The organism is Myxococcus qinghaiensis (assembly GCF_024198215.1).
In the GTDB taxonomy this organism is placed as follows: Bacteria; Myxococcota; Myxococcia; order Myxococcales; family Myxococcaceae; genus Myxococcus; species Myxococcus qinghaiensis.
In genome coordinates this window covers 106329-122870 of sequence record NZ_JAKCFA010000003.1, presented here as the reverse complement: position 1 = coordinate 122870, position 16542 = coordinate 106329, and the positions used below count along the sequence as shown (strand labels likewise).

The following is a 16542-nucleotide window of genomic DNA, read 5'->3' as shown; positions in this document are numbered from 1 at the left end:
CCGGGGCGCCTCTGACGCCTTGCTGGCCGCTCTCCGTGCAGGGGAGGGGGGCTTGTCGCCGCGTCGGATGAGACCCGCCACAGGGCGCGCCGGACCACGGCGATGCCGCTGTCACCGGGTATCGATTCCCGGTAGGGAGGCGGGCAGGGTCGCGCTCTGCTCGGGGGCGGGCAGGGAGACGCCCTCCAGGCGGCGGCGGAGCTTGAACAGCCCCCAGAACATGCGGGCCGCATCCAGGCCGGGGACGACCTTGGAGCCGCCGAAGTCCTCCCAATCGATGGGAACCTCGAGGCAGCGGGCGCCCTGTCGCTTGAGCAGGGCGAGCAGCTCCACGTCGAGCAGCCAGCGCTCCTCGCGCAGTACCTCCAGCAGCGGGCGCAGCACGGAGGCTCGAACGAGCTTCACGCCGCATTGCGTGTCGTAGAAGTGCAGGCCGAAGTGGAAGTCGGTCAGGGTGGCGAAGATGCGGCCCTGCAGGTGGCGGTGGAGATTGCGCACCACGCGGCGGCCCGCCATGAGGATGCGCGAGCCGGCCAGGACCTCGACGCCCTGCGCTTCGGGGGAGTCAGTCATCCGAACCAGTCGGAACAGCTCCTCCGCGTTGATGGCGCCATCCGCGTCCAGGAACGCGAGCCAGGTGGCGCTGGGAGAAGCATTGCGCCAGCCCAGGCGGATGGCGGAGCCCTTGCCGCCATTGCGAGGCGCCGCGACGTACGTGAAGCGATGGGGCGATTTCGCGGCGGAGAGACGGGCCTGGGCTTCATCGACGCTGGCGCGCTGAAGGGTGGAGTGCTCGGGCGCGCTGCCATCATCCGCGACGATGAACTCCACCTGGGGCGTCGGCTGAAGCAGGGCGACGCGGGCGAGCGACTCCACGAAGCGAGGTAGACGCTGCCCCTCGTTGTAGGCGGGGATGACGACGCTGATGGAGGGAGCTTCCACGCGCCGGGTTTGAGCACGGAGGGGGAGGGGCGTCAATGCGAGGGCGCCACAGGCTCCGCTCCTCTGGGCGGGAGGGAGATGGGGTGCGTGCTCCTGATGCGCTCGCCGGGTGACAGGGCCTGGCGGCACGAGGAACGAGGGTGCATGCGTTCCGAGGCCGGGAGGCGGGTGCCTGACCGAAGGCCGGTGAGAGGCCTGGAGCCTTGCTGGAAGTCAGGGCCTTGGAGAGAGGGGCGAGGACACCTTTTCTCGGGTGAGGAGCGCGCTCTGCTCCTCCTTCAGCGTGGCCTGGAGTGATGCAAACCGATGGCGGATGTTGCTCGGAGGCGTGTGGATGATTTCGCCGCCTCGGAGTGGCACGACGGCCGGGGCAAGGCCGTCTGTTCCACGGGAGTCGCTCTACCGCCGTTTCGGACGGCGCTGCTTGGAAGCGGGCGGGCGGGGTCGCTTCCCGGAAGGAGGCGAGGGTTCCTTCTTCCCCGTGGCCGCAACGGAAGCGGTGGGAGGCTGTGCCTGCCGGGTCTCCGTGTCGGTCTTCTGGGTCCGGGGCTTGGGGAGGACCGCCGCCGCCTCGGTCGAGGTCGATGGAGAGGGCTCGCTCTGCGTCGCTCCTCGCGCACCGTGGGCACGAGCGGGGGACGCCGTCTTCGTTCGTGAGTGCTCCGACGCGGCACGAGCAGGCCCAGCCGAACGTTCGGACCGCTGCGATGACGTCGCGGGCTGTACCGCCTTTGCGCGCGAGTGCTTCGACTGAGTACGAGCAGGCTGTTCCGCCTTCGCTCGTGATTGCTCTGACTGAGCACGAGCAGGCTGTGCCGCCTTCGCTCGCGAATGCTTCGAGTGGGGGCGAGCCGGACCGGCCGAATTCTCAGACCGCTGAGACCGCGGCGTTGCCTGTGCCGCATTCGCTAACGACTGCTCCGACGGGCCACGAGCCGGACCGGCTGAATTCTCAGACCGCTGTGGCGGCGCCGCGGGCTGTTCCGCCTTCGCTCGTGATTGCTCCGACGGACCATGAGCCGGACCGGCCGAATGCTCAGACCGCTGAGACGGAGCCGCGGGCCGTGCCGTGTGCGTCGGCTCCTTCTTCGCCTCTGAATCAGACGCGCGTGCGGGGCGGGCCGCCGACGCAGCTTCCGAGACTCGCGGCTGAACCGTGCTCGACGCCTCCGCCGTCACGGGCGTGGACTGTCGGGCGCGCAGTTGCTCGACCTCGCGGCGCAGACGGACGACCTCGGCGGAGAGCTGGGCGTATGAATCGCGCACGTGTCCGTTGAAGACGCGCTGACGCCCCAGGGTCTCGTTGATGAACACCTGGCACGACTTGCGGAAGGCCCACTTGGCCACCACCACGAGCTGCCCCGCGCCTCCACGGTGTGTCTGCAGCGGCAGCGCGCGCGTGGCGTCGGCGTTCTCCTCCAGCGCGTGCAGGTTGAACGTCAGCGGCTCTACCCGAGGCTCGACGCCCTCGGCGGGCACCTCCACCGCTTCGGAAGTGGGCAGCCCCCGCGTTCGCAGGCGCTCCTCGATGCGGGCCAGCAGCTCCCGCGCCGGAATGTCGCGTCCCAGCAGCTTCATCGATGCTTCTCCTCGAGGATGCGTTGCAGCTCATCCCGGTAGGCGGCCACCACCTGCGGCCACCCTTGTTTCTTCACATACGCCAGGCCCCTGGCGCCCAACGCCTTCCGCGCCTCGCCCACTTCGCGCAGCCCCTGGATGAACGAGTCCAGGTCCGTATACGCGCGTCCCGCGCCACTGCGCGCCACCTGTCCCACCAGCACGTCCGAGCGTCCGTTCACCAGCACCGGCGTGCCCTGTGCGAAGGCCTCCAGCGTGAGCAGCGACAGGCTCTCGTAGCGAGAGGGCACCACCACTGCCAGCGCACCCGCCAGCGCGTCGTGCTTGTCCTGCTCGGGGATGCGTCCCAGGTAGCGCACGCCGTCGCCTTCCAGCGGCATGTGCGCGTCACCCGCGAGCACCAGGTCCGGCGCATCCGCATACCGCTGCTTCAAGGCCTGATGGAACTGGAGCAGCTCCGGCACGCCCTTGCCCGGCTCCTGCCGCCCTATGTAGAGCAGGTAGTCGCGGTGCACGCCGTGCTTCTGGCGGAAGCGAGCCCCATCCGCGGCCGGGCGCTCCACGCCCACGCCCACCACGCGCGTCCTCGCATGGCCCGGGAAGTACTTCTCGATGATGGTCAGCTCCTCCGGCGTCAGGCAGAGCAGCGCGCGGGGAAGCTCGAAGACGTCGCGGTACGCATCGAAGCGGATGGGCGCCTCGTCGTGCGTCGTCGGCACGAGCAGCGAGCGGTCCGCCACCAGCGGCATGCCCCACACCGTGGGCGCATAGAGGTACGTGAAGAACAGGTAGCCGTCATACGTGTTCCGCGTGTCGGCCAGATGGCGCAGCAGCCCCGGTGCCAGCGGGCCCTGCTCGGCCACCCACTGCTCCTCGCGCAGCCGCTCGTTGCTCTTGTCGAAGAGCTTTCGCGACAGCCCGTTGAAGCCCCGGATGTTGCGGACCCGCGTCACCGGGAAGCGCAGCACGTCCACGCCGCGCACCTGGTCTGGTCCTTCCGGGAAGGCATTCTCCCAGGACAGGTGGTTCTTCGCGCACGTGGTCAGCACCGTGAGGTCCCAGTGCGGCGTGAGGCGCTCGGCCACCTGCGCGGCCAGCATCTCCGCACCTCCCGTCACCTCGCCATATCGCTGCACCACCACCGCGACACGAGGCCGCTTCGGCGGCGCGCGACGGGGACGCGGCGCGGGCAGGAACGGCTTCAGGGCTTGTGACAGCGCCCCCTGCACGGACTTGGAGGAGAAGTGCTCCAGTCGTCGCCGTTGGCCGGCGATGATGGGCTCGCGAAGCGACAGGTCCTCGCTCAGGTCCACCGCCAGCTCCGCGAGGAACGCGAAGCGCTTCTGGTCGAACGCGATGCCCGCGCCGCCCAGTGTCTCCGGCACCGCCGCGGCGCCATACGCCAGCACGGGCACGTCCGCCGCCATGGCCTCGATGAGCGGAACCCCGAAGCCCTCGTGCTCGCTCATCGACACGAACACAGAGGCGGAGCGGTACGCGGCCACCAGCTCCGCGTGGCTCAACCGGCCCAGGAAGTTCACACCGCTCAAGCCCTTCGTCTCGCGCTTGAGCGAACGGAAGTAGCGACTGCCCGGCTCGTACCCGCCCACCATCAACAGGCGCGCCTGGGGACGCAGCCGCAGCACCTCGCGGTGCAGGGCGATGAGGTCCTCGAAGCGCTTGTGCGGCATCACCCGGCTGACGCCGAGCAGCACGGGGCCCGGGCCCGACAACTCGCGCAGCAGCTTCGCGTCCGCGCGGTCGGGGCCGAAGCGCTCCGGCTCGATGAGCAGCGGCACCGTGTGGACGTTGCGGTAGCCCGCGACGCGCAGCTCGGCGGCGTTGTAGTCCGACACGCCGATGGCCACGTCCACGAAGGGCGCCATCGCGGCGAGCTGCGCGCGCCCGGCCACCAGCGCGTTCTCCAACGACAGGCCCGAGTAGAAGCGCGCGGGGCTGATGTTGTGGAACACGAGGCCACGGCGACACGGCAGGTGCATCAGCCGGCTGCTCAGCGGCGAAGCGATGCCGTGGTGATAGAGCACCAGGTCGCCTGGCTCCGGCTTCAGCGTCGACGCGGGACTGGCCAATCCCTCCAGGCCCGCGCCCACCTCATCGGCGTACAGGCCGCCCCACACACCCAGCCGGCGCAGGAGGAGCTGCAGGTGCAACGCGGCCTGCCCGGTGGCGTCTCCGGGCACGAAGCTCGCTATCAACTGGTGAATCGCCATGCGCGCCCTGCCTATCACAGGGGCGTGGTATGAGGCGCTCCGTGTCCACCGGCCCCATCGCTTTCGACGCGACGCTCTGGGATGAGCCCACCACCGGAATCGGCCTCTACACCCGCTGTCTCGCGGGCGCGCTGGAGGCCAGGGGTGTGCGGTTGGAGAAGCTGGGCGCGCGCGGCTCGGGCGACCATCCGAGAGGCGACAGTGGCCGCACCGCCTGGACGCTCGCCCGGCTTCCCCGGGTGTTGGAGCGCTCGAAGCCCGCGCTGTACCACGCGCTCGGCAACTTCAACCTGCCCCTGATGCGCGTCCCTGGCACCGCGTACGTGCTCACGGTGCTGGACCTGATTCCGCTCATCATGCCGGACACCGTGTCGGCGAAGTTCCGCTGGCAGTTCCGGCTGTGGTTGTCGCGCAGCCTGATGCTGGCCGACCGGGTGGTGTGCATCAGCGAGCGCACGCGGAACGACTTGCTGGAGCGCTTCCCGGAAGTGGAGTCGCGCGCCGTGGTGGTGCCCATCGGCGTGGACCATGTCCATGCGCCCGTGCTCGACGCGACGAGCGTGGACTTCCTGCGCGCGCTCGCATTGCCCAAGGACTTTGTCCTCTACGCGGGCTCGCTCGACGTGCGGAAGAACGTGGACCTGGTGCTGGACGCGATGGAGCGCCTGAAGGCCCAGGGGCGGCCGGCGTCGCTGGTGCTCGCGGGGCAGAGCTGGTTCGGCTCGGGCCGCGTGGAGTCGCGCATCTCCCGGCTGCGCGCGGAGGGGCTCGACATCCGCCCGCTGGGCTACCAGGCGGAGCCGGTGTTCTACGAGCTGATGCGGCGCGCGTCCCTGTTCGTCTTCCCCTCGCGCTACGAGGGCTTCGGCCTGCCTCCGCTGGAGGCGATGCGCCTGGGGACGCCGGCCATCGTCTCGACGGCGGGCTCGCTCCCGGAGGTCTGCGGCAGCGCGGCCCTGGCGGTGAGTCCGGACGACGCGGAGGGGCTCGCGGAGGCCATCCATCGACTGCTGCGCTCACCAGGGGAACGCAGTGCCCTGGCCGAGAAGGGCAAGGCCCGGGCCGCGGAGTTCACCTGGGAACGGACGGCGGAAGGAACGCTGGCGGTGTACGAGGCCGCGCTCCGACGCTGAGCGCGGGAGCGAAGTCGGTGGTCCCTCGCGGTCGAATCGGAAGTGGAGGATGACGATGCGAAAGCTCATGTGGAGTGGCCTCGTGCTGAGCGGTCTCCTGGTCGGGTGCGCGAACGCTCCCGGGAAGCAGAACCCCGGAGAGCCTCAGGTGGAGCAGGACGTGGCGGCCTCTCCCGGCGCGGAGGCTCCGTCGCCCGGTGAAGCGGTGAAGCCCGCCGAGGCGCTGCCGCTTCAAGTCAAAGCCAATCCCCAGCCCCAGGACCCCATCAACATCGAGGGGGCGAAGGTCGCCGGCAACATCCTGACGCTCAACGTCTCGCATGGCGGCGGCTGCGCCGAGCACACGTACACGCTGGCCTGGGACGGCACGCTCCAGAAGAACGCCAGCGCGGCGCCGGTGGCCAATCTGGTGATGATTCACAACGCCAACGGAGACCGCTGCAAGGCCATGAAGTTCGCCGAGCTGCAATACGACCTGAGCCCCATCTCGCAGACGTGGGCCGCGCAGGCGGGCAAGGGCTCCGGCACGGTGGAGCTGGCCCTGCCCGGACTGTCCGCGCCCGTGAGCTACTCGTTCTGAACCTCGTGGTGGACCTGGACGCGACATGAAGCTCTCGGAGGCCCTGGCCGTACTGGAGCAGCGCTTCAGCGGCCTGGAGGAAGGCGCCGCTCGGCTCGTCGAGGCGGAGGAGGACCGCTTCGCCTTGCGGCCGAGCGCCGTGTGGCTCGAGTACCGCTGGTACGTGCGCGCGGGCGGCATGGCGGAGGTGTTCCTCAAGTCGGAGCGCGTCCGTCCGGAGGCCCGCTTCCAGGCGGAGGCCACGGTGCTGCGGGTGCACCTGCTCGGTGCTTCCCCAGAGCTGTCGGAGCGCGCGGAGAAGTTGCTCGTGGGAGGCCGTCCCGCCCCGGAGCGGCTCATGGGCCTGTTCGGTGACGATGGCGTGCGCCGCGAGGTCGTCGCCTTCGGGCGCACGAGCGTCACCGTGGAGCACTGGGACACGCCCGGCCCGCGCCCCTTGCTGGCCGAGGCGCGCTTCCAGGCCCTCGCGGAGCGACTGGCGGACCCGGCCTCGACGCCGGAGGAGCGCCACGAGGCGGTGCAGCGCCTCGCGGATGAACGCAGCCCTCGCGTGGTGGAGGTGCTGTTGGAGCTGCTCTCGCGTCAGTCCTCGTTGATGGCGCTGCGCGTGCTGTCCGAGTGGGGCGAGGAACGCTCCAGAGCGGCGCTGCTGCGCGCCCTGGACGCGGTGCGCCCCGACAACCCCGCGGACCTGTGGACGCTCACTTCCCTGGTGCGACGTCTGGATGCGTGGACGCACGTGAAGCGCTGACGGAGGCCACGGTGAGGCCCTCCGCGAGGAGGTCCTCACGCAGGCGCGTCAGCACCTTGCCCAATAGATTGAGCCCCCTCCACTTGGAGGGGTCCTGGATGAGGGGGTTGTCCATGCTCAACCCCACGCCCCAGATGCGGTCCATGGGACTGGCTTCCACCAGCTCCGTGCCAGCGGTGGCCAGCAACGCCTCCAGCAGCGACGCGTTCTGCGTGAACTTCGCGCGATTGCCCTCGTAGACGATGCGCTCTCGCTCCCGCTCCCAGGTGGCGCCATCGAAGCCGCGCACCTTGCGGCCCAGCGCCTTCTGCGCCTTGGGCGCAGACGTCTTCAGGATGCTGGCGAGCACCTCCGCGTCACCGAAGACGCGCGCCTTGCCCGCCATCATGTACTGCTCCGTGCAGCCGTAAGGGACTCCGTCCACGACGAAGGCGGAGCGGTGCCACTGCGAGAAGGGCGACTCTTCCTTCCAGAAAAAGGTGAACCTGCCCTGCCGCTGAGTTCCAGCCATCGCGAGCCTCCAGGTTGGTGTGGATTGTACACCAACGCCTGACGCGCGCGGTCCTGACAAGCACCGTCCAGTCGGGCAACCGCTGGACGGGAGGCGCCCCGGGTGAGGCACCTCCCGTGCGGTGCGGGCCTCAGCCCTGGGCGCGGAGGGCGCCCGGGACCTTGGGGCCCAGCACGTCGCGCAGCGCGTCCGTCACCGTCAGCTTCGGCGCCCAGCCCAGCGCGCGCAGCTTGTCGGGAGCGCCGATGAGGCTAGGGATGTCGGAGGGCCGCAGGCGCGCGGGGTCCAACTCGATGCGCGCATTCACTCCCGCGAGCGTCAGCATCTCCTCCAGCAGGCTGCGGATGGTGCGTCCCTCGCCGCTGCAGATGTTGTACGCCTGCCCGGGCTCGCCCTTCACCAGCAGCAGCCGGTACGCCTCCACCACGTCACGCACGTGGGAGAAGTCGCGCACCGCGTCCAGGTTGCCCGTGCGCAGCACCGGGTCCACCGTGCCCAGGCCAATCGCTCGAATCTGCGAGGCGAAGGAGGGCACGACGAACGTCGGGTCCTGGCCTGCGCCCAGGTGGTTGAAGGGCCGCGCCATCATGACTTCCAGCCCGTAGCTGCGGTGGAACTGCACACCGGCCAGCTCCGCCGCGGACTTGGAGGCCGCGTAGGGGCTCAGCGGCACCGCCGGGGTGTCCTCGGTGGCGCGCGTACCCTCGGGCACCGGGCCGTACACCTCTCCCGAGCCCACGAGGACGACGCGCGTCTTCGGCGCGTTCTCCCGCAGCGCCGTCAACAGATGCACCACCCCCATGGTGTTCACCGCGAACACGCGCGAGGGGTTGTGGTGGCTCTTGGCCACCGAGCTGAAGCCCGCGAGGTGGATGACGCCGTCCGGCTTCGCCTCGGCCACGGCGGCCTTCACCGCGGCCTCGTTGGCCACGTCGAAGTGGAGGGCGCTGCTGCTGACGCCCTCTCCGCGTGGCCCATGCGCTTCAACCACCTCGTCACCGGCGGCGCGCAGAAGCGCGCACAGATGCCTGCCGACGAACCCATCCGCTCCCGTGACGAGAACCCGCATCTACCGCTGCCCCGCCTTCACACGCTCTAGGTCGGCGTCCACCATCATCTCCACCAGCTGCTTGAAGCGCACCTTCGGCTCCCAGCCCAGCTTCGCCTTCGCCTTCGCCGGGTCACCGATGAGCAGGTCCACCTCGGCCGGGCGCACGAAGGCCGGGTCGGTGAAGACGAACTTCTGGTAGTCCAGCCCCACGCGGCCGAACGCAATCTCCACCAGCTCGCGCACCGTGTGCGTCTCGTTGGTGGCCACCACGTAGTCCTCGGCCTGGTCCTGCTGGAGCATCAGCCACATGGCCTCCACGTAGTCGCCCGCGAAGCCCCAGTCGCGCTTGGCGTCCAGGTTGCCCATGGGCAGCTTCTCCTGGAGGCCCAGCTTGATGCGCGCCACGTTGTAGGTGACTTTGCGCGTGACGAACTCGAGGCCACGGCGCGGCGACTCGTGGTTGAAGAGGATGCCGCTCACCGCGAACAGGCCGAAGGACTCACGGTAGTTCACGGTGATGTGGTGGCCGTACGCCTTGGCCACGCCGTACGGGCTGCGCGGATAGAAGGGCGTGTCCTCCGTCTGGGGGACCTCCAGCACCTTGCCGAACATCTCGCTGGACGACGCCTGGTAGAAGCGCACCTGGGGCCGCGTGTGGCGGATGGCCTCCAGCATCTTCGTCACGCCCAGCGCGGTGAACTCACCGGTGAGCACCGGCTGGTTCCAGCTGGTGGGGACGAAGGACTGGGCCGCGAGGTTGTAGACCTCGTCCGGCTTGACGAGGTTGAGCAGCGCCGCGAGCGAGAACTGGTCCAGCAAGTCTCCCTGGTGGAGCTGAATCTTGCCGTGCAGGTGCTGGATGCGCTCGAACTTCTCTTCCGACGAGCGGCGCACCATGCCGTGCACCTCGTAGCCCTTCGACAGAAGAAGCTCCGCCAGATAGCTGCCGTCCTGCCCCGTGATGCCAGTAATGAGTGCGCGCTTGGTCGCCATGGTCTTTTTCGCTGTTGGCTGGAAGACGCACTTTGTACCTGACGCGCTTGCCCGGAGCCAACCGTTCCCGATGGCTTCGTACTTGAAAGGCACACCCCTCGTGCGAAGTTACGCAGGACCCACCTTGCCTGGAGCGACCTGGTCATGCGTCACCCTCTCTTCTTCGCCCTGGCGGCTGTCGTCGCGGGCTCCGTTGCCTCGGCCCAACCCACCCAGCCCTTGCAGGTGCCCGCGCTGCGGGAGACGACGCCCGGGCCTCCGGCGACCGGTGGCCTCATCCAGGACGTAGCCATCTGGGTAGGGACGCCCGACGGTGGGGGAGCGGACGCGGGCCTCGGGCTGCTGCTCACGGCCTATGACAATCAAAACTCCGGCCTCTCCACGTTCGGGTTGGATGGTCAACAACTGGAGCAGGAGCAGGACGGCCCCACGGTGAGCGTCGCGGTGCGCGATGGCTTCCGGCTGGGGCAGGCGACGCGCTCCCTGGCGGTGACGGCCAATACCGTCGTCGGTTTGTCGGCCTACGTCGTGGATGGTTTCCAGACGACGAATCGGGTGCAGCGGATTGGCGCGGGAGCGTTCGTGGCCAACAGCACGGTCTTCAACACCGTGGCGCTCTATCGCAGCCCCAGTACCGGCCGCTTCTTCGTGTTCGCGGGGACCGCTGACGGCTCCCTCCAGCAGTTCGAGCTGTCCGGCGAGGATGGCGGGCTGTCCTCCACCCTGGTGCGTCCGGCCATCGACGTGGGAGGCCCCATCACCGGCCTGGCCGCCGACGAGGAGCTGGGCTTCGTGTACGTCGTGCAGTCCGGTGTGGCCATCTGGCGCTACAACGCCGAGCCCAACGGCGGCACCACCCGCGTGTCGGTGGCCTCGCTGACGGGCACGGACCGCAACCTGTCCGGCACCGTCAACCGCCTGGCGCTGTACCGCGGGGCGAACGCGCAGGGTTACCTGCTGGCGGCGGACACGGGCTCGGGCACGTTCGCCGTGTTGGACCGTCGCACGTATGCCTTCCTGGGTTCGTTCCGCGTGGTGGCGGGAGACGCGGGCGTGGACGCGGTGGAGTCGCCGCGCGCGCTGGCGGTGTCGGCGCTGCCCGTGGGTCCCGAGTTCCCCGATGGCCTCTTCGTCGCGCAGGACTCCGACAATGGTGGCACGGACAACCTGAAGCTCTCGCGCTGGGACGCGGTGGCCGCGGCCTTCACTCCGCCGCTGCGCGTCGACACCCGACCTGTGACGGATGACGGTGGCACGGACGCGGGAACCGATGGTGGCTCCGATGGAGGAGGGGGGGGCGGTGGTGGCGGTGGACGGCCCGAGCCGGGTGGTGGTGGTCTCCCCACGGACTCCGGCACCTCGGGCTGTGGATGTGCCTCTGCCTCCGTGCCCGGTAGTGTGCTCCTCGGCCTGCTGGCCCTGGGGTTGTCGGTGCGCCGACGCCGCGAGCGCTGAAGCGCGGTTGCCATGGAGCGCGGGGCGCGATGAAGTGCGAGCGCTCATGCGTTCCCCGCGCCCCTTCCTCCTCGCGCTCCTGACTTGTGCCGCCGCCTGCGCCGGTACCCAGCCTTCCGCGCCTGTCGCCACGCCCCCCGCCTCACCGGTGCGAATCACGCTGGTGGGGCTCAACGACTTCCACGGGCAGGTGGAGCCGCACCGCACGCGGCTCGCGGATGGACGCGTGGTGGAGGAGGGCGGCGCCGCCATGCTCGCCGCGTATGTCGCGCGGCTTCGCGAGGACAACCCCGGAGGCGTGTTGCTGCTGGATGGCGGCGACCTCTTCCAGGGCACGCTGGCGTCCAACCTCACCGAGGGCGCCATCGTCGTCGACGTGTACAACCACCTGGGCTTCACGGCGGCGGCCATCGGCAACCACGAGTTCGACTACGGACCCGTGGGGCCCGCGCCCATGGCCTCGGGCTCCGGCGAGGACCCGCTCGGTGCCCTCAAGGCGCGCGTGAAGCAGGCGCGCTTCCCGTTCCTGTCCGCCAACCTCCGCGACGCGGCGACAGGCAAGTCCCCCGCGTGGCTGGGCAACGACGGCACGCACATCGTCGTGGTGAAGGGCCTGCGCGTCGGGGTGCTGGGCCTCACCACCGAGTCCACCCCGAGCGTCACCAATCCGGCCAACGTCGGCTCGCTGCGCTTCGCGCCCCTGGCGTCCTCGGCGCTGGAGGCCTCACGCTCCCTGCGTGAGCGCGGCGCGGACGTAGTGGTGGCGGTGGCGCATGCGGGCGCCCAGTGCTCGGACCTGCGCAATCCCCGGGACACGTCGAGCTGCGGTAAGGGCGACGCGGAGATTCTCGACATGCTGGCCGCGCTGCCCCAGGGCACGCTGGACGCGGTGGTGGCGGGGCACACGCACCAGACGATGGGCCACTTCTTCGACGGGGTGCCCATCATCGAGACGACGGGCCAGGCCCGCTCGCTGGGCGTGGTGGAGCTCTTCGTCGACCCGGTGCGCCGCCGCGTGGTCCCGTCGCTCACGCGCATCCAGGCCGCCATTGCGCTGTGCACCCAGGTGGACGCCGTCCACGGCGACTGTGACGGACGCCGCCTGCGCGAGCGCGCCGAGGTGACGCTGACTCCGTCGGTCTTCCTGGGCACTCCGATGCAGCCGGACGCGGAGGTGACGCGGCTGCTCGCGCCCACGCTGACGAAGGTCGACGAGGACCAGGGCCGCGCCTCGGGCGTGTCCTGCGCGTCGCCCCTGGCTCGCGGCTTCACGGAGGAGGGCGCGCTGGGCAATGTCATCGCGGACGCGTTGCGCGAGGCGGCCGGCGCGGACGCGGCGGTGATGAACCCCGGGGGCATCCGGGCCGACCTGCCAGGTGGGACGCTGTCCTTCGGCCACGTCTACCAGGCGCTCCCTTTCGACAACACGGTGGCCGTGCTCACGCTCACCGGCGCGGAGCTGCGGCACCTGCTGGAGCTGGCCCATGGCGTGGAGCGCGGCGCCGTGTTCGCCGTGTCCGGCCTGGAATTGACGCTGGCCCGCTGCCCCGGCCCCGGCCGGCTCCAGGGCGTCACGCTGGAGGGGGGCAAGCCGCTCTTGCCGGAGCAGCGCTACCGCGTCGCGGTGCCGGACTTCCTCGCCCGGGGCGGTGACGGCGTGGACGGCGTGACGCGGCCCCTGCCTCCGGAGCGCGCCGAGCTGTCCCCCTTCCGGGGAATGGACCTGCGCGAGGCGCTGATCGCCTACGGCCGCTCCCACGGGGGCGTCCTGCCCACTCCCACCCTGGGACGCGTGCGCTACAGCGGTGTCGCACAGGTGTGTCCCACAGCGTCTCGCTGAGGGAGCCTGGGCTGAAAATTCGACCGCGAGCTGATCCTCCGGCGGTGAGGGGGGCGGCCAACCCTTGGAAAGATCAGCGGAAACGCTCCAGGGCCGATTTTTCGGCCTGGGATCAGTTTTCAACGGGAGGAAGAGTCCATACTCTAGGGCTCGCGAGTGCCCGTGCCGAGGTGGCCCCATCATCAGGGACTGCGTGCGAGGGCCCTCGAGAGCGAGGGACTGACATGCTCTACAAAGTGACCCCGATGATGCCGCCGCCGCCGGAGAAGGCGAAGCCGCGTGAGCCGGGGCAGGCCCAGCCACGCAAGCGGCGCAAGTCCGCCGTCTACGACGCGGATGGCCACGAGGTGCTCATCTCGTTGATGTGCATCAAATGTCGCACCCTGAAGCCGCTGGCCCAGTTCGGTCTGCGAAAGATGGCGGACGGCGCCATCCGCAACCAGCCCTGGTGTCGGACGTGCCGCTCGGGCGCGGGCACCAAGAAGCCCAAGGCTGGCAAGGGTGAGGCTCCCGCCGCGCCCGCCGAGGCCACGCCGGTGCTCCAGGTCGTCGAGCGCGCCGCTCCGAAGGCCGCCGAAGTCGCCGCGCCCGCCGCGCCCCCCCGGGGCTGAGCGCTTCTCGCGAGCCGAAGTCACTCCTCCGGGTCGACCCGCTACGGGCCGACCCGAAGGGACGTTTTCGAGCCGGACGTCACGACAGTCGCAAGCCCGCCGGCAGCGTGTCGCCGAGCGCACGGGCTTCGTCCGCCGCTTCCAGCGCCACGACTTCGCGCACCATGCGCACCCACGTCTCCGACGCCTGGGCCGCGACGAGCGCCTGCGCGGCGCGCTCCCGCAGCGCCGGGTCCAAATCCCGCGTGCGGTCGCCCGTGAGCCGCGCGAGCTGCGCGGCGGCGAAGGGCGCGCCGTCAATCTTCCGCAGGTCCATCTCCAAGAGCAGCGTGAGCCACGCCTCCGCGGTCTCCACGTCCACGACTTTGTGGCCGCTGCCGTAGAGCGGCACGCGCGCGCCCAGCCGTCCCAGGGCCCAGGCCCAGGGGCCGCCGGACTTCGCCTCCGCCTTCAGCCGCTCGGCGATCCACCGGCCCACCTCCGCCTTCTCGGAGGGCGGCAGGTGCTCCAGTGAGGCCGCGGTGCGCACCATCTCCTCCAAGCCTTCCGGTTGGATTCCCTTGAGCTTCCCAGGAGGCGGCGTGCCGGGAGGCACCTTCCTCGCGAGGTGCGGCTGCAGGTAGGCGTAGAGCTTCTGCTGCTGGGCCTCGGTGAGTCCGCCGGCGATGCGGCGCCACATCACCCAGAACTCCGTCCACACCGCCTTGTCGGAGTGATGCTGCACCAGCGCGTCGAAGAGGCTGAAGGTCTGCTCCGCGCGCCAGCCGTCCAGCGGGTAGCCGAAGCCCGGGCGCAGGGTGAAGCCCGCGAGGCTGTAGAAGACGCGCTCGTGGTCCTCGCTGCGGCGGCGCTTGCTGGCGCCCGCGTACAGCGTGCTCCACATCTCTCGCAGCACCGGCACGCGCCACGTGTCGCGAGGCCCCAGCGCCTTCTCCAGCGTCCGGGAGAGCTGCTTCACGTCCTTGGGGCCCAGGGGCAGCGGCTTGTTGCCGTAGACGCGCTCGATGTTGTCCTTCGCCTCGGCGAAGCGCGCGGGCATGGACTCGGTGACGGTCAGCTCGTGGGAGCCGCCCGTGCCGCGCAGCTCGAACTCCAGGCGCCACCGCTCGTCCGCGACGTCGGAGACGCAGTACAGCTCCAGCGTGCCAATCTCCGTCAGCGCCGCCTGGAGGTGCACCGGGACTTCCGCCACCTTCCCCGACGCGCCCTTGAGCAGCGTGTGGATGGGCGGCAGGGGCTTCAAGTCCTCGGCCAGGGGCACCAAATCTCCGGGCTTGTCGATGCGGTCGCTCGTCGTCGAGTAGAGCTGGAACTGCACGGGCCGGCCGAGCGTGAGGGTGAAGGGGCGCTCACCCAGGTCGACCTTCTGGCCCTCCTCGAAGCCTCGGGGGATGAGGCAGAGGGCGGGCTGCTCCGCGCTGTCCGCCGCGCGCTGCAGGCCCACGTAGTACGCGCGCGCCGCGCCACCGCCGATGCGCAGGCCGTGCCCGCGCCGCACCAGCCCGTAGTACGCCGCGCCCCGCGCCACGGCCAGCTCCAGCGACACGTGGCGCAGGAGGGAGATTTTCGGCGCGTCCGGCCACCACGCGGACACGGCCTCCACCAGCCGCTCCGAAATCCAGGGCGAGTTGAACACGCCGCCGTTGAGGAGGATGGCGTCGGGGCGGGGGAGGGCACCCTCCGAAGAAGGGGCCTCGCCCAGGGCCGCGAAGCCCGCCGCCGCGTGCTGCGCGAGGAAGGCGGCCAGGTGACGCGTCACCGCCGCGTCCTGCACGTACGGCAGGCCCAGCTCCTGGAGCGCCATGCGCGCGGCGCGACGGGGCCGCTCGGTGGGCGGGGTGCGCGGGAAGAAGCCGTCCAGCACCAGCGCGTGGGCCTCCTCCCGCGTCAGCTCGGAAGACAGGGTGCCGCCCAAGAGGCGGCTGCCCTCGCCCGCGAGCGACACGCCGTACTTCTCCGGAGGCTCCTTGCCCAGCAGCGCTTCCTTCGCGGTGCGCGCGGCCTGAATCGCCTGCGTCCACTGCGTCGCGGACAGGCGGCGTCCGTCCGCCAGGAGCTTCTCCTCGACACGCCGGGCCAGCGCGGCGTCCATGTTGTCGCCACCCAGCATCAGGTGGTCGCCCACCGCCAGGCGCCGCAGCATGGGCCCCTCCGGCGACACGCCCGCGTGCACCAGCGTGAAGTCGGTGGTGCCTCCGCCCACGTCGACGACGAGCACCAGCCGGACGTGGGAGAGCGTCTGCTCCAGGTCCGCGCGGTGGCGCGCGGTGTAGTCGTAGAAGGCGGCCTGGGGCTCCTCGAGCAGGGTGAATTTCTCGAGCCCCGCCTTGCGCGCGGCGCTCACCGTGAGGGCGCGCGCCGCCTCGTCGAAGGAGGCGGGGACGGTGATGACCACCTCCTGCTTCGCCAGGGGCGCCTCCGGATGCGTGTAGTCCCACGCGCGCGCCAGGTGCGTCAGCAGCAGGGCGCTGGCGTCGACGGGGGACAGCTTCTGGACGTCTGCCGGAGCGCCCCAGGGGAGGATGGGCGCGGAGCGGTCCACGCCCGGGTGACACAGCCAGCTCTTGGCGCTGGCCACCAGTCGCCCCGGCACGCGGGCGCCCTGCCAGCGGGCCAGCTCACCCACCACCCACGGCCCGCCGTCGTCACCCCAGGGAAGCCGGAGGGACTCGGTGCTCAGCTCGTGTCCCGGCACGTACACGGTGGAGGGAAGCAGCGCGCGCGGCGCCACCTCCCCCTGACGCACGAGCTGGGGAACGGGGAAGTCCTCCACGGGCGCGCTCGCGCCCCGGGCGGGGTCCACGGACGCCACCGCGCAGTGGGTGGTGCCCAGGTCGATGCCGACGATTCGCATACACCTCCGTTT

12 protein-coding genes are annotated in these 16542 nt (G+C 70.5%); 6 read left to right on the top strand and 6 right to left on the bottom strand.

Features of this window, described 5'->3' with window-relative positions:
- Positions 1 to 111: 111 nt before the first annotated feature.
- Positions 112 to 942: a glycosyltransferase gene (locus tag LZ199_RS05620; RefSeq protein ID WP_253992611.1), complete on the bottom strand. Its 831-nt coding sequence runs from the start codon at positions 940 to 942 to the stop codon at positions 112 to 114.
- Positions 943 to 2516: 1574 nt separating this feature from the next.
- Positions 2517 to 4751 carry a glycosyltransferase family 4 protein gene (locus tag LZ199_RS05615; protein WP_253992610.1) on the bottom strand — a complete coding sequence of 745 codons (2235 nt, stop codon included), beginning with the start codon at positions 4749 to 4751 and terminating at the stop codon, positions 2517 to 2519.
- 29 nt (positions 4752 to 4780) lie between these two features.
- Between LZ199_RS05615 and LZ199_RS05610 the strand changes: the two genes are divergently transcribed.
- From LZ199_RS05610 to LZ199_RS05600, 3 genes are read left to right on the top strand one after another with little or no spacing between them, the layout of a single operon-like run.
- Positions 4781 to 5884 carry a glycosyltransferase family 4 protein gene (locus LZ199_RS05610; RefSeq protein ID WP_253992609.1) on the top strand — a complete coding sequence of 368 codons (1104 nt, stop codon included), beginning with the start codon at positions 4781 to 4783 and terminating at the stop codon, positions 5882 to 5884.
- Positions 5885 to 5939: 55 nt separating this feature from the next.
- Positions 5940 to 6464 carry a hypothetical protein gene (locus LZ199_RS05605; protein WP_253992608.1) on the top strand — a complete coding sequence of 175 codons (525 nt, stop codon included), beginning with the start codon at positions 5940 to 5942 and terminating at the stop codon, positions 6462 to 6464.
- Positions 6465 to 6489: 25 nt separating this feature from the next.
- Entirely contained in the window at positions 6490 to 7215 is a 726-nt protein-coding gene (locus LZ199_RS05600; protein ID WP_253992607.1) for a hypothetical protein, read from the top strand.
- Here LZ199_RS05600 and LZ199_RS05595 read toward each other — a convergent pair.
- From LZ199_RS05595 to gmd, 3 genes are all read right to left on the bottom strand, one after another.
- Positions 7166 to 7726, bottom strand: coding sequence for an NADAR family protein (locus LZ199_RS05595; protein ID WP_253992606.1), 561 nt, complete (start codon positions 7724 to 7726; stop codon positions 7166 to 7168). The genes LZ199_RS05600 and LZ199_RS05595 overlap by 50 nt on opposite strands.
- 130 nt (positions 7727 to 7856) lie before the next feature.
- Entirely contained in the window at positions 7857 to 8795 is a 939-nt protein-coding gene (locus LZ199_RS05590) for a GDP-mannose 4,6-dehydratase (RefSeq protein WP_253992605.1), read from the bottom strand.
- A complete protein-coding gene (gene gmd, locus LZ199_RS05585; protein ID WP_141645572.1) occupies positions 8796 to 9770 on the bottom strand; it encodes a GDP-mannose 4,6-dehydratase in 975 nt (324 codons plus the stop codon).
- 144 nt (positions 9771 to 9914) lie between these two features.
- On the opposite strand from gmd, the gene LZ199_RS05580 reads away from it, so the two are divergent.
- The 3 genes from LZ199_RS05580 (at position 9915) to LZ199_RS05570 (ending at position 13676) form a co-directional block, all read left to right on the top strand.
- Positions 9915 to 11225 carry a myxosortase-dependent phytase-like phosphatase gene (locus tag LZ199_RS05580; RefSeq protein WP_253992604.1) on the top strand — a complete coding sequence of 437 codons (1311 nt, stop codon included), beginning with the start codon at positions 9915 to 9917 and terminating at the stop codon, positions 11223 to 11225.
- Between the two features lie 46 nt (positions 11226 to 11271).
- Positions 11272 to 13065, top strand: a complete 1794-nt coding sequence (locus LZ199_RS05575; RefSeq protein ID WP_253992603.1) for a bifunctional metallophosphatase/5'-nucleotidase — start codon at positions 11272 to 11274, stop codon at positions 13063 to 13065.
- A 224-nt stretch (positions 13066 to 13289) separates the two neighbouring features.
- On the top strand, positions 13290 to 13676 hold the full coding sequence (locus LZ199_RS05570; protein ID WP_253992602.1) for a hypothetical protein: 387 nt from the start codon (positions 13290 to 13292) through the stop codon (positions 13674 to 13676).
- 79 nt (positions 13677 to 13755) lie between these two features.
- Here LZ199_RS05570 and LZ199_RS05565 read toward each other — a convergent pair whose 3' ends face one another.
- A complete protein-coding gene (locus LZ199_RS05565; protein WP_253992601.1) occupies positions 13756 to 16530 on the bottom strand; it encodes an Hsp70 family protein in 2775 nt (924 codons plus the stop codon).
- Positions 16531 to 16542 lie beyond the last annotated feature (12 nt).

Bases quoted from the DNA above. Each gene is read 5' to 3' on its own strand.
- LZ199_RS05590 (WP_253992605.1), bottom strand. From the start codon at position 8,795: ATGCGGGTTCTCGTCACGGGAGCGGATGGGTTCGTCGGCAGGCATCTG.
- gmd (WP_141645572.1), bottom strand. From the start codon at position 9,770: ATGGCGACCAAGCGCGCACTCATTACTGGCATCACGGGGCAGGACGGC.
- LZ199_RS05575 (WP_253992603.1), top strand. From the start codon at position 11,272: ATGCGTTCCCCGCGCCCCTTCCTCCTCGCGCTCCTGACTTGTGCCGCC.
- LZ199_RS05600 (WP_253992607.1), top strand. From the start codon at position 6,490: ATGAAGCTCTCGGAGGCCCTGGCCGTACTGGAGCAGCGCTTCAGCGGC.
- LZ199_RS05615 (WP_253992610.1), bottom strand. From the start codon at position 4,751: ATGGCGATTCACCAGTTGATAGCGAGCTTCGTGCCCGGAGACGCCACC.
- LZ199_RS05610 (WP_253992609.1), top strand. From the start codon at position 4,781: ATGAGGCGCTCCGTGTCCACCGGCCCCATCGCTTTCGACGCGACGCTC.
- LZ199_RS05580 (WP_253992604.1), top strand. From the start codon at position 9,915: ATGCGTCACCCTCTCTTCTTCGCCCTGGCGGCTGTCGTCGCGGGCTCC.
- LZ199_RS05595 (WP_253992606.1), bottom strand. From the start codon at position 7,726: ATGGCTGGAACTCAGCGGCAGGGCAGGTTCACCTTTTTCTGGAAGGAA.
- LZ199_RS05565 (WP_253992601.1), bottom strand. From the start codon at position 16,530: ATGCGAATCGTCGGCATCGACCTGGGCACCACCCACTGCGCGGTGGCG.
- LZ199_RS05605 (WP_253992608.1), top strand. From the start codon at position 5,940: ATGCGAAAGCTCATGTGGAGTGGCCTCGTGCTGAGCGGTCTCCTGGTC.
- LZ199_RS05570 (WP_253992602.1), top strand. From the start codon at position 13,290: ATGCTCTACAAAGTGACCCCGATGATGCCGCCGCCGCCGGAGAAGGCG.